11 protein-coding genes are annotated in these 12,287 nt (G+C 71.1%); 1 reads left to right on the forward strand and 10 read right to left on the reverse strand.

Going from position 1 to position 12,287, the window contains the following annotated elements; all coding sequences use genetic code 11:
• Positions 1 to 4: 4 nt before the first annotated feature.
• Complete coding sequence (locus ACFY3V_RS06390) at positions 5 to 802, reverse strand: WecB/TagA/CpsF family glycosyltransferase (RefSeq protein WP_389770634.1); 798 nt, start codon at positions 800 to 802, stop codon at positions 5 to 7.
• Between the two features lie 234 nt (positions 803 to 1,036).
• Between ACFY3V_RS06390 and ACFY3V_RS06395 the strand changes: the two genes are divergently transcribed.
• Positions 1,037 to 1,585, forward strand: a complete 549-nt coding sequence (locus tag ACFY3V_RS06395) for a dTDP-4-dehydrorhamnose 3,5-epimerase family protein (protein ID WP_362896767.1) — start codon at positions 1,037 to 1,039, stop codon at positions 1,583 to 1,585.
• Positions 1,586 to 1,629: 44 nt separating this feature from the next.
• Here the strand turns inward: ACFY3V_RS06395 and ACFY3V_RS06400 are convergent, their stop codons facing one another.
• The 9 genes from ACFY3V_RS06400 to ACFY3V_RS06440 all read right to left on the reverse strand — a co-directional run bounded on the left by ACFY3V_RS06400 (position 1,630) and on the right by ACFY3V_RS06440 (position 12,284).
• Complete coding sequence (locus ACFY3V_RS06400) at positions 1,630 to 3,036, reverse strand: O-antigen ligase family protein (protein ID WP_389770638.1); 1,407 nt, start codon at positions 3,034 to 3,036, stop codon at positions 1,630 to 1,632.
• On the reverse strand, positions 3,033 to 3,743 hold the full coding sequence (locus ACFY3V_RS06405; protein WP_362896769.1) for a hypothetical protein: 711 nt from the start codon (positions 3,741 to 3,743) through the stop codon (positions 3,033 to 3,035). The genes ACFY3V_RS06400 and ACFY3V_RS06405 overlap by 4 nt, the downstream gene beginning before the upstream one ends.
• Positions 3,744 to 3,857: 114 nt before the next feature.
• On the reverse strand, positions 3,858 to 4,838 hold the full coding sequence (locus ACFY3V_RS06410; protein ID WP_362896770.1) for a hypothetical protein: 981 nt from the start codon (positions 4,836 to 4,838) through the stop codon (positions 3,858 to 3,860).
• A 221-nt stretch (positions 4,839 to 5,059) separates the two neighbouring features.
• Positions 5,060 to 5,956, reverse strand: a complete 897-nt coding sequence (locus ACFY3V_RS06415; RefSeq protein WP_350942735.1) for a hypothetical protein — start codon at positions 5,954 to 5,956, stop codon at positions 5,060 to 5,062.
• A gap of 182 nt (positions 5,957 to 6,138) precedes the next feature.
• Positions 6,139 to 7,032, reverse strand: a complete 894-nt coding sequence (locus tag ACFY3V_RS06420; protein ID WP_350942733.1) for a glycosyltransferase family 2 protein — start codon at positions 7,030 to 7,032, stop codon at positions 6,139 to 6,141.
• A gap of 60 nt (positions 7,033 to 7,092) precedes the next feature.
• Complete coding sequence (locus ACFY3V_RS06425; RefSeq protein WP_389770645.1) at positions 7,093 to 8,616, reverse strand: lipopolysaccharide biosynthesis protein; 1,524 nt, start codon at positions 8,614 to 8,616, stop codon at positions 7,093 to 7,095.
• Between the two features lie 67 nt (positions 8,617 to 8,683).
• Positions 8,684 to 9,778, reverse strand: coding sequence for a hypothetical protein (locus tag ACFY3V_RS06430; RefSeq protein ID WP_362896772.1), 1,095 nt, complete (start codon positions 9,776 to 9,778; stop codon positions 8,684 to 8,686).
• On the reverse strand, positions 9,775 to 11,253 hold the full coding sequence (locus ACFY3V_RS06435) for a DUF4910 domain-containing protein (RefSeq protein ID WP_389770649.1): 1,479 nt from the start codon (positions 11,251 to 11,253) through the stop codon (positions 9,775 to 9,777). Before ACFY3V_RS06435 ends, ACFY3V_RS06430 begins: the two co-directional genes overlap by 4 nt.
• Positions 11,250 to 12,284: an SDR family oxidoreductase gene (locus ACFY3V_RS06440; RefSeq protein ID WP_362896774.1), complete on the reverse strand. Its 1,035-nt coding sequence runs from the start codon at positions 12,282 to 12,284 to the stop codon at positions 11,250 to 11,252. The genes ACFY3V_RS06435 and ACFY3V_RS06440 overlap by 4 nt, the downstream gene beginning before the upstream one ends.
• Between the last annotated feature and the right edge of the window lie 3 nt (positions 12,285 to 12,287).

The raw sequence follows: 12,287 nt of genomic DNA on the forward strand, positions 1-12,287 counted from the left end.
CCGCTCATGAGCGACGCCCCGGTGTCAGGCGGGTGCGCAGGGCGCCCGCGAGGAGGGCGATCGCGAACGGCGCGTCGTCGCGCAGGTAGCGGCGGGCCAGGCGGCGCGGCTCCAGGGCGAGCCGGTACAGCCACTCCGCGCCCACCCGCTGCACGGCCCCGGGGGCGCGGCTGAACCGCCCGGCCGCCATCGGGATCCCGGCCCCGCAGCCGAGATACCAGGCGTCGGGCAGCTCCGCCCTGAGCGCCTCGATCACCCTTTCCTGCTTGGGGAATCCCAGCCCGACGAGGACGAGGTCGGGGGCGGCGGCGACCACCCCCTCGACCACCGCGCGCACCCCGTCCGCTGTGCCGTCGAACCCGAAGGGGGGCGAGCAGGTGCCCGCCACGCGCAGCCCCGGGCAGCGTTCGGCGAGGACCCGCGCCGCGGCCTCCGGCACGCCGGGCTCCCCTCCGAGCAGGTAGACCGAACGGTTCTCGCGCGCGGCCCGCCCGGTGAGGGAGTGTACGAGCGAGGCACCGGTGACCCTTCCGGGCACCGCCAGGCCGGCGAGCCTCGACGCCCAGACCACCGGCATGCCGTCGGCGACCACGATCTCGGAACGGGTGACGAGGTCCGCGAGGGCGGGGTCGCGCGTGGCGGCGCGGACGATGTCGACGTTCGCGGTGACGATCGCGCCGCCGCGTCCTCGCCGCCATCCCTCCGCCACGTGGTCGAGAAGCTCCTCCTCGCTGAGCGCCATGACCTCGACGGCCCCGACCCTGATCCGCGCGAACCCGGCCTCGGGCCTCTCCGGCGCCACCGGAGGGGACGGCCCGTCCGCGAGAGGAACGTCCCGCGGGGAACGTTGGTCTGTACCGCTTCCCGCTTCCTCATGGCCGGACGGCCCCGCACCCGGACCGTTTTTCGTTTCTTCATGGCCGGATGGCCCAATACCCGGACCGTTTTTCGTTTCTTCGTGACCGGATATCCCCACACCCGAACCGTTTTCCGCTTCTTCGTGACCGGGAGGTTCGGGAGCCGGAAGGATGGCCGCATGAGAGTCGAACGCGCCGAGATCGACGGTGTTCTGCTGTTCGTCCCCACCCCGCACAGGGACGACCGGGGCCTGTTCACCCGCACCTTCGACACGACGCTCGCCGCCGCCCACGGGCTGCGGCCCGAGGCGTTCGTCCAGGACAGTCAGTCGCGGTCCCGGCTGGGAACGATCAGGGCATTGCACGGCCGGGGCGGCAGGGGGGAGGCCAAGCTCGTCCGGTGCGCCCGAGGGGCCGTGCACGACGTGCTCGTCGACGCCAGGCCGGACTCCCCCACCTTCGGCCGCCAGATGTCGGTGGTTCTGGACGATGAGACGTTCGTTCACCTCTACGTTCCTCCTGGCTTGTTGCACGGCTATCAGGCACTGACCGAGCAGGCCGACGTCTGCTACCGGATCGACCGGGAGCACGACCCCGCCGAGGACGTCTCCGTCCGCTACGACGATCCCGACCTCGCCATCGGCTGGCCGCTGCCGGTCACCGCGATCAGCGAACGCGACCTGGCCGCGGGATCCTGGGCCGACCTGCGCGACCGGCTGGTGGGGTGACCCTCCCGGCGGCCTCATCGGTCTCGGTGACCTCACCGGCCCTTTCACCGCACTCCCCGCCCGGCTTCTCCGCCCGGTCTCTCCGGCGGGCGGACGGCTCGGGTCCTCGGCTGCCGGGTGGCGCGCAGCAGCGAGCCGGCGGACCCGATGATCAGGAACGACAGGCCCGTCACGATCGCGAACGAGCGCAGGTCGAAGGTGGCCGCCCCGACCAGGGGGACGACCAGGCAGGCGGCCAGGGTGAGCCCCAGGTCCCGTACGGCGGGGTCGGAGCTGAGGCGGCGGACGCGTAACGCCGCCCAGATACCGGTGAGGAAGATCCCGGCGAAGGTGGCCATGCCGATGACCCCGGTCTCCACCAGCGACAGGATGTACTGGTTGTCGAAGATCAGGTGCTTGGGCGCGTACCAGGTGCCCAGACCTCTGCCGACCCAGAAGTGGTTTCCGATCTCGGTGGCCGCCACCGCGTAGTCGTGCGTCCGGTACTGGATGCTCGAATCGCTGGACAGGCTGGTGAACAGCCCGAGGAAGACGCTCATCAGGCCGGGCACGGCCACCTTCATCGCGACCAGGAAGCCCGCGCCGCCGATCGCCGCCCACAGCCGCCTGCGCGCGGGCCACCCGGTGACCAGTACCGCGCCGACGACGGCGATCCCGAGGACCGCGGAGCGCGACACGGAGAACATCAGCCCTGTGCCGATCAGCCCGCAGCAGATCCACCACCGCAGGGAGGGCTCACCCCTGTCCCGGGCGCCGAACGCGTAGTGCAGCGCGAGAGGAATGATCATCGCGCAGACCACGCCGAGCTCGATGGGGTGTCCGGCGGTCGCCGCGACCCGGCGCAGGGTGTTTCTTTCGAGGATCGCCGGCAGATCCGAGGTGAACCGGAAGCCGGGGAAGGTGAGGTACTTCGTCAGGTCGAATTCGAGCACGAACTGGAGCGCCGCGATGACCCCGACGACCGCACCGGAGATCACGAGACACCTCAGGACGAAGTCCAGCCGCGCCTTGCCCCGGATGCCGTCGCACGCCTGAAGTCCGATGCCCACCGTCGCCACCACGAGGACGATGCTGTGGTCGGCCATGTCGAGCTCGTCGGGCGGCAGGTAGGCGGCACTGGAGTATCCGTAGGTGGCCAGCATCGCCACGCTGTACAGGAAAAGCGCGGTACGTACGGGATTGGAGCCCTTCGCCGCGCCGAGCGTGGTGGTGAGCTGCGCGCAGAACCACCAGAGCGCGGCGAAGAGACCGACCGCGTCGGCGGGCGTGAGCGAGAAGGGCAGACCGCGGAAGACCAGCCGCGCCGGAGACAGCATCAGGACCACCGCGAACGCGGCGGCGAGGGTGGCGCCGTCGGCACGGCGGAGGCCGGGACGGTCGAGGGAGGCGACGGACACGGGGGTCGGAGCCGGGGCCGGGGCCGTGCGAAGTGTGGAGGCCAGGTCCCTCACCGCCTCAGGAGGGAGGGCTCGGCGGGCAGTCCGGACGTCGCCACGGGCACCCCTCGCCTTCGCCGCCTGGCGTCGAGGAAACTCTCCAGGGAGAACACCGAGGCGAGACTGGCGAGCACCCCGAGCAGCAGCGCGGCGGCGGCCCCGCGCATCTTCCCCCCTCGCTGGGGTTGCGGCTCCGTCGGCGGCACCATCTCGTTCATCGTGATGTAGGTCGCCGGGGGCGCGTCGAGCTGTCTCTGACGAGCGGCGAGCTCGACCCTCGCCCGGTCTCTCACCCGTGTCACGATGTCCCGCGCCCCGGCCGGCGTTGTGCTCGTGCCCTCGATGTACACGAACGGCCCGCCGTCCAGTGCCTCCGGGTTGGTGCTGCCGTTGGTGGCCGTGAAGGTGGTGTCGCCCTCGGGGTGTACGCCGAGCGACTCCACCGTCTCCGGCGCGCTGATCGCCTGGATGAGGATCGAGGCGGACATGCTCAGGCCCCAGTCGAAGTTCAAGAGGGGGTTGGTCAGTCCGTTGGGGCGCTCGGGATCGCTCGGCAGGCTTCCACCGGTGGGCGGGATGGTCAGCACGAGCACCGCGTTCGAGACGTAGACCGTCGGGATCGACGAGTAGACGCCCAACGCGCCGCCGATGGACAGCAGGAACGCCGGCAGGGCGACGTACCAACGCCGTAACACGATGAGTACGGTCCCCCAGAAGTCCACGCGTTCTCCTCCGTCTGCCTGTCGCGGTCGCCTGCTCGTCGCCGTTCTGCGTGTCGTCGCCTGCTCGTCGTCGCCTGCGGGTAGCCGTTCACGTGTCGTCGCCACGTGTCGTCACTACGTGTCGTCGTCCGCGTGTCGCTGTCGTCCCGGTGTCGCCGAGGGCGCCGGGGACATCACCTCCGCCGGATACACGGTGACCTGAGGCTCGGATGTACCTCTGCCGTCACGGCCCCCAGGTCCCCTACCGCGCTTGCCGTCACGGCCGTTGCCCTCCCTGTCGGGCGCGGGCTCGGCGTCCTCCTCGCCGCCCTCGTGCGCCCGGGCCTTTTCCTGACGGTCACCGGGACGCGTCTCGTCGGCCCGGCCAGCCCCGGCCGCCTCCATGGACGGAGCAGGGGCCGTGTCCGGGACCGGGCGGGACTCGTCGGACCTTCCTGCCTCGGCTCTTCGCCGGAACACCCTCCGGCGCTCCACCGCGTACGTGACGCCCAGGCCGAGAAAGACGACGACGAACGCCGCTCCGCCCGCGGCCTGCCACGTACCGCTCCGGTTCATCACGGGGTAGGCGGCGGGCACCACCTCCACGAACCCGATGAAGGTGGAGCGTGGGGCGCCGAGCACCTCCTGCCTGCGGACCAGTTCGGTCTTGAGGCGGAACTGGGTCCTGGCCATGACCGTACGGGTGACCTCGGCCGAGTCGCTCTCCACCTCCACGTACACGAACGGGCCGTTCATGAGGATGCCCAGCATGTTGGGGTTGGTGCGCCCGTCGTTGATCGTGACCTCGACGGGACCGTCCTTCACGATCCCCAGCTCCGTCGCGACCGCCTCGGTGTTCATGGACAGGATGAGGATGCCCGCCGTGGTTCTGAGGCCGTCGCTGAACTGCAGCAGCGGGTTGCTCCGCCCCGGCGGCTTGGCCGGGTCCGTCGTTCCTCCCGCGGGGGGCGTGGTCAGCACCATGGAGGCGCTCGACACGTAGCGCGGGGGCACCAGGAAGAAGACGACCACGGCGGCGAGGAGCGCCAGGCCGACCAGCGGAAACCCGACCCGCTTCCTTTTGGCGAGGTCGAGGATGGTCTTCCAGAACTCCACTACGTCGTCCCCGCTCCCCCGAGCGCGCCAGACGCCCAGGACACGATGCGTATTGGTCGCGGCACACGAACTCCTTGTCACTACGGGCGTCACCGGGCTTCACCGGGCGTCACCCGGCATCACGGCGTCGGTGTCACGGTCACGGTCACGGCGTCACGATGTCGGCGACGTCACGGCGTCGGCGTCACGGCCGTGTGGCCGTGCGGCCGGGGATCCGCCGCTCACCCGACCCTGCTCAGGGCCTCCGCCTCGTACTCCAGCGCCAGTTCCTCCGGCATCGGGTCGAGGTCGGAGCAGCGTACGAAGTCGCGCAGGGTGGTACCGGTGCACTTCGCGTCCACGTTGCGTGCGCCCCGGCGGGTGCGCACGTCGTCGATGTTCACCGTGCGGAAGTCGATGCTGAAGCGGGTCCTGCCCGAGGTGTTGGGCACCGTGGAGTGCAGCTGGGCGCCGGAGAACACCATGACGCCCCCTGGCTCCGGCACCACCCGCACCTGCGGGTCGAGCACGACGGCCTCCTCGGGACGCGGCTGGTCCCTGGTGTCGCCGCGCACGTGCTGTGCGGCGGTGAGCCGACTGGTCCTGTTCCACTCCGCGTAGTCGTAGCGCGCGCTGCCGTTGCGCACCGGGCTGGCGAAGTACTGGGGATGGAAGGCCATCACATTCTCCGGGACCACCTCGAAGACGGGGATCCACCAGTTGAGCTGGTTGAACGGGGCCGAGTACCAGCAGTCGCGGTGAGGATGGAAGGCGTAGGAGATGCCGGAGGTGAGGTAGTCGTGGGAGGTGGAGGTGCGCAACCGGGGCACGTCGAAGTAGGTGCGGTCCAGGTCGCAGCCCAGCTCCTCCAGCACCGCGGGCAGCAGTTCCTTGCACCGCGGATGATGGATGAAGCGGGGCTTGAGCCGGGCGAGCAGGTCGGCGAACTCCTCCACCGGCATGTCGAACTGCGCGGTCTCCGGGTCACGTTCGCCGAACGCCTCGGCGATCAGCTCCCTGGCGAAGAGGGCGAGCAGGGTGGAGGCGGGCGTCGCCGAGTAGACGAAGACCTGCCCTTGGTAGAGCAGCTCCCTGCGCGTGTCGTCGTCCACCAGGCTGTTGGAGAAGACGGTGGTCACGGGGTTCTCCTTTCTGGAGTCACTGGTCTGGAATCAGCCGGTCCCGGATCACCTGGAGGGACGGGGCCGGAAGGTCCCGGATCTCGGAATCCGAGGTCCCCGGCTTCGGGGCTCGGGCTCCGCGGCTCGGGTACGAGGCTCGGGTTCCGCGGCTCGGCGGCGGCCTCACGAGGGGACATCGCTCACCGCCCACCGGGGACGAACCCCGAGGCGATCAGCGCGAGCCTGCGCCCCCGGCGGGCCGCGGTGAGCCGCTGGCGCCGCGCGTACATGCCGAGTACGGCGGCGCGGGCACGGCGGCGCTGGTCGGCGGTGAGATCGGCCTGCCGCAGCCAGCGGAACAGTTCCGCGCACTGCAGGAGGGTGGAGCAGCGGGCCCGCCAGGGCGGCACGTCGAGGCGCCGGGCGATCGCGGAGAGGCTGTCGTGCTTCCAGTTGCGGTGGGCGAGGACCTCGGGGACGTGCCCCCACGGTCCGGCGAGCGCGAGCTTCGCCGCGAACACCTCGTCCTCGCGCAGCATGTTCCGCCGGGGGATCCCCGCGAGGGGATCGCGCCGCAGCGTGCCGTACAGCGGGTCGACGAGCAGGTGACTCTCGTTGAGCAGCCCCAGCATCTCGGCGAACCGCTCGACCGGGTCGTCCGAGGTGAGTCCTGAGCGGTCGAGGGGAGCGGTGGTCACGGTCCCGTCGGGGCCGGTGTAGGCGACCTGCGTGGTGACCAGGACGAGCCGGTCGTCCTCCGCGAACGCCTGGAGGGACCGGGACACGCAGGTGGGCTCCAACCGGTCGTCGTCGCCCACCCAGCGGAAGAACGTGCCCGCGACCAGATCGGTCGTACGGACGAAGTTGTCGAACAGGCCCACGTTCTCCGGGTGCCTGCGGTAGACGATCCGGTCGTCGGTCGCGGCCAGGTCACGGCAGATCTCCTCGGTGCCGTCCGTGGACGCGTTGTCGGAGATCACCAGCTGGAGGCGCTCGTGGTCCTGGCCGAGCACCGAACGGATCGCGCCCTCGATCCGTCCGGCCCCGTTGCGGACGGGAAGCACGATGGACACCAGCGTGTCGGAGTTCTCCATCCGACCTCTCCTCTCGCAGATCTCGTCGGTCTCGTCGGTCTCGTGGGTTCGGGTGTTCCGTCAGCGGGCGCGGACGGGGACCACCCGTGCGCCCAGCTGTTTGAGCCGTGTCATGGGTACGGCGATCAGGACGTACGCGAGCAGTCCCCCGCCGCCGGCCACGCAGAGCTGGACGAACGCGGAGACCGCGGTCATCCCGCCGCCCGTCAGCCCGCTCGTCAGGCCGACGAGCGTCGTCGTGACGGCCGCCGCGACCACGGCGCCCAGCAGCGGGCGTACGAGAGCGGGCAGGATGGGGGCGAGACGCACCCCCGCGCGGCTCAGCAGCAGGGCCGACACCGGCAGGGCGACCAGGACGCCGGCGAGCGCGTGCCCGACCGCCGCGCCGCGGATGCCGTACCAGTGCGTGCCCGCCCACAGCGCGGGCACCAGCGCCACGGCCCAGGCGAGGTTCATCCACACGGTCGCCTTGGTGGCGCCCGCAGAGGTGAGGATGTCGAAGGCGAGGGAGGTGAGCATCCGTACGACCATCAGGACCGCCAGCAGCGCCAGGACGCCGGCGGCCGGTGCCCACTTCTCGCCGTAGAGGAACGCCACGATCGCCGGGGCCAGCGTGGCCGTCACCACGGCGACCGGCAGCACGAACGCGACCAGCAACGGCACCGACCGCTGCACCCCCAGCGACAACGACTCAGAGCGCTGCTCGGCCAGCCGCGAGAAGCTGGGCACGGTGACGTAGCGTAGGGCGGTCCCTATCACGCTGGGCACCCAGCTGGAGACGTTGAACGCGAGCAGGTAGAAGCCGAGGGCGACGGGGCCGAGCACGGCGCCGACGATGACGTAGTCGGCGTTCATCAGCACCGCCTCGATACCGAGCCCCAGGGCCAGCGGCGCCCCGAACCGCAGGAGCCTGACCGCCACCTCCCGGTCGAAGCCGACGCGGAACGGCAGCCCGGCCCAGGCGAGCACCAGCGCGCCGGTGACCGTGTTGGCCGCCACCTGCCCGCAGGCGAAGCTGTAGGCGCCGGCACCGTTCGCGGCGAGCGCGATGGCCACCCCGGCGTTGACCAGCGAGCCCGCGATGTTGGCCTTGGTCAGCCTGTCGTGCCCGAACCCGCGCATCAGCGAGCCCGCCCGCACGGCGGTGACGCCGTCGATGAGGATGATCACGGTGAGCAGCCGGACCACCGGAGTGGCCTCCGCGCTGCCCGCCAGCTCCGCGAAGTACGGGGCCACCACCCAGAAGATCCCGTACATCCCCGCGCTGAACACCACGGCCATCACCGTCGCCGTCGGCGCCATCTCCTCGACCCTGCCCCGCCACTGCACGGTGGCGGCGATGATGCCGACGTCGTTGACGTGCATGACGAAGGTGGTCGCGGCGAGCGCTATGGCGTAGAGGCCGAAGTCCTCGGGCACGAGGAGCCGGGCGAGCACCAGTCCCATGACGAAGGTGGTCGCCTTCGTGCCCAGGTTGCCCAGGAGACTCCAGCGCAGCCCGCGACCGGCCTTCCTGCCGATCGTCCCGACCTGCTCACCGGCGTCCCCGTCCTGTTCACGGTTCGGCTCGGTCCGCTGCTCCATCCGTGTCTTCCGCCCGTCTCTCCGTCTGGTTCGTCTGGTTCGCCGCCTGTTTCACGGAACGGCCCGCTCAGCCGGGCTCCTCGACGCGTTCGAGCCAGATCTCCCGCCAGAAGGGGACGAACTCGCGCGGGCAGCTGACGTTGTACGCGCCCGCGCAGATGACGCCGTCGAGGATGATGCAGGGGTTCTTCATCCGGAGCATGCGGCCGGTCTTCTCGTCCAGACACTTCTCGACGCGGGCGCTCACCCGTGCGACGTGGCCGCAGTAGCGCGACATCTCCTCCTCGAACCCCATGCCGCGGTTGAGCAGGTCGTCGTTGAGCGTCTTGAGGATCTCCTCCTTGGACTTCACCCGGACGAGCTCTCCCGGTCGCAGGTCCAGGCTCAGCGTCGGCGTGGTGCGTCCCGCCTCGCCCCTGACGAAACCCCAGCGCATCCCGCCCTTGATCCACATCCACCTGGGCAGGACGCGCTTCGCCGCCTGCTGGAAGCGGTTGAACAGCCCCACGAGGAACGAGCGCAGCATCCAGGGCACGCCCACGTTCCCGCTGCGCACGTCGGTGACGTACTGCCTGACGTCCTTGAAGGGCAGGCAGGTGGGCGCGGCGCGCAGCAGCTCGGTCGCCTGGCAGGAGAAGCGCTCCTCCCCGTCGGGGCCCGGCTCCTTCCTGGTGGCGGCCTGCAGGATCGGCAGCAGGGGCCTGCCGGCGGCGAGACCGTTCCCACCGACGAAGGCGGCAGAGGAGGAGTCCGGGATCGGGGAGGTCGGGGTCAGGGAGTCCGGAACCGGAGAGTCCGAGGCGGGGGAGGTCGGGTCCACCCGCTTGAGCCAGGCCTCCTTCCAGTAGAACTGGCAGGCCGTCTGGCAGCCGCCGTGCGCCTGCCCGTCGCAGCGGGCGCCACTCAGGTGGACGGCGCGCTCCATCCGCCGCATGCCGCTGCCGCCGATCGTGTCGCAGAGCTTGTGCGCCACCTTGTGCACGGTGAGCCGCCGCCCGCAGAAGGCGAGCATCTCCGGCATGAAGGGCAGCCGGTCCAGCTCTCCCTTCTCGTCCAGCGTGGCCATGATCTCGGCCTCGCCGAGCACCTCCACCGTCTCGCCGACCCGGAGGTTGAGCGCCTCGCCCGCCCGGGAGCCCGTCACGACCTGGAACCGCGTCACAGCGAACACTCCTTGAGAAGTCCCGAACCACGAAGGGCCCCTGCCGCCTCCGCCACGGCACGGAAGGGAAGATCCGAACGTTCCGCGATGTCCAGGAGGCTGTGCCTCCCGTCGGAGAGGTTCAGCACCCACAACATCGCCATCTGGGTCTCCTTGGTGTCGCTGCGCCCGCCCAGCGACCCGTACAGGCCCCGCCTGCCCAGCTGCGGTTCCCCGTACGGGCTGAGGTTGAGATAGGCGCGGTTGTCCTCAAGCACCCGGGTGACCTCCCAGCAGGTCTCCAGGGTGTCGGCCATCGCCTCGGGAGAGACGAAGTCCGGGTTGTCGGCGGAGGTGTGATACTCCGGGTAGCCCGCGTACGGGGTCCTGGTGAGCGAGCCGACGGGCAGGTCGAAGCCGGGCGAGCAGAACTGCCGTTCGTCGTAGCCGTACGGGGAGAAGTCGACGACCGTATGGGCGCGCCCCGAGCTTCGCAACACGTGCCGGACGGCCCTGTCGATCTCGGCGTCGCCGCGTCTGCTGCGCTTGTACGTCAGCGGTCCGCGGTCCCCCGCGCAGGCCAGCACCAGGCCGTGCCTGATCCGGCTCGCGCGCTCCCTGTTGCGCGCCAGCCAGCTGATCGCGCCGATGGTGCCCGGCGCGAACAGGAAGCGGTAGGTGTACCACGGGTCGGCTCCGGCGAGCCGCCGCGCGAGCCTCACCGCCACCGCGATGCCCGCCAGGTTGTCGTTGGCGAGCGAGGGGTGGCACACGTGACAGGAGACGAGCACCTCCTCGGCGACCCTGCCGGGCACCACGTGCTCGGCGTAGGTGAGGTGCCCGTCGGCGAGCGTGGAGTCGATCACGACCTCGTACGGCCCGTCCTCCAGGCTCTCCAGGGTGTCGTGGGCGAGGCAGAAGCCCCACGTCTCCGCGTAGTAGCTCGTGCGGTACGGGATCAGGGAGGGCTGCTCGGGGAGCGTGTGCAGGTGGGGCCGGAGCTCGTCCAGGGTCATGGTCGCCGCCACGGGGACGCTGTAGCCGACCACGTGCAGGTTGGAGGCGGCGAAGTCGACGACCCTGGTCCCCGAGGCGTCCTTGACGTAGGCGTCGCGGATGTTCCACTCCCTGGGCACCGTCCAGTCGAGGACCTGGGTGCCCGTCGGCACCTCGCGGACCTGCAGGCGGAGGAACTCCCCGACGATCTCCAGGGTGCGGCGCACGCCGTCGCCGGTGATGCTCCTGCAGAGCGGGTAGAGCCGCTCCACGAGGTCGTGCATCTCCCGCGCCTCGCCGTTCACCTCCTCCCGCGCCTCGTCGCTCGTCACGCTCGGCGCCTCGGCGCCGCGCATCGCGCTCGGTACCTCGTCACCGCTCATCACGCCCGGCGACTCGCCGCCGTTCTCCTCCTCCGGCGTCTCGCCGTCGCCCCTCACCCCCGGCGCCGCGCCGCCGTGCTCCGTTCCCGGTCTTCGTTCACCGCCCTCGCCCGTCACCGTTCACCGCCCCGCCGTGGTCGCAGCGCGCCGTCGACGGTTCCGGCCTCGCGGCGGGCCGACAGCCACGCCAGCCTGGTGAAGCGGCGCCGGAAGGCGTCGTCGGTCAGGCCGAACCGCCCGTACGCCTCGACCAGCTCGACCGCGCCCGCCTTCACCGTCCACAGCGCCCGGTAGCCGGGGAGCGCGGCGCGGATGCGGGAGAAGTCGACCCGGTAGGAGCGCGGGTCGGCCCCGTTCTCCCCGGTGATCACGACCTCGGAGCCGGGCACCGCCTCCGCGACCTCGGCGGCGATCTCCGCCACCGTCACGTTGTTCTCCTCGGTGCCGACGTTGAACGCCTTCGCGTGAACGGCGTCGCGCGGCGCGTCCAACGCCATCGCGAAGGCGTTCGCGATGTCGGCGGCGTGCACCAGCGGGCGCCACGGGGTGCCGTCGGACAGCACCCTGACCTCACCGGACAGCAGCGCGTGCCCGACGAGGTTGTTCAGCACGATGTCCGCGCGCAGCCTGGGCGAGAACCCGAACGCGGTGGCGTTGCGCAGGAACACCGGGCTGAAGTCGTCGTCGGCCAGCTTGAGCAGGTCGTTCTCCACCCGGACCTTGGAGTCGGCGTACGGGGTGACCGGGCGCAGCGGCGCGTCCTCGTCGACCAGGTCCGAGCCGGAGGCTCCGTAGACCGAGCAGGTGGACGCGTACAGGAACCTGCGCACGCCCGCGTCACGGGCCAGCCTCGCCAGGCGCACCGCCGCGCGGTGGTTGATGTCGTAGGTCAGTTCGGGCGCGAGCGCGCCCAGCGGGTCGTTGGAGAGCGCGGCGAGGTGCACCACCGCGTCGATCCCCGCCAGGGCCTCGGGGGTGACGTCCCGCAGGTCGACCGCGTGTCCCGGCGGGTCGTCGGGCGCGGGACCCAGCAGGCATCCGGCGAAGAGCCCGGAGTCGAGCCCGGTCACCTCGTGGCCCGCGGCGGCGAGCACCGGGGCCATCACACTCCCCAGGTAGCCCTGGTGCCCGGTCAGCAGCACGCGCATCCG

This window comes from Streptosporangium sp. NPDC000095 (assembly GCF_042899335.1).
Lineage (GTDB): Bacteria > Actinomycetota > Actinomycetes > Streptosporangiales > Streptosporangiaceae > Streptosporangium.

Excerpts from the sequence above, each read along its gene's own strand:
- ACFY3V_RS06395 (WP_362896767.1), top strand. The coding sequence starts at position 1,037 with ATGAGAGTCGAACGCGCCGAGATCGACGGTGTTCTGCTGTTCGTCCCC.
- ACFY3V_RS06420 (WP_350942733.1), bottom strand. The coding sequence starts at position 7,032 with ATGGAGAACTCCGACACGCTGGTGTCCATCGTGCTTCCCGTCCGCAAC.
- ACFY3V_RS06425 (WP_389770645.1), bottom strand. The coding sequence starts at position 8,616 with ATGGAGCAGCGGACCGAGCCGAACCGTGAACAGGACGGGGACGCCGGT.
- ACFY3V_RS06440 (WP_362896774.1), bottom strand. The coding sequence starts at position 12,284 with ATGCGCGTGCTGCTGACCGGGCACCAGGGCTACCTGGGGAGTGTGATG.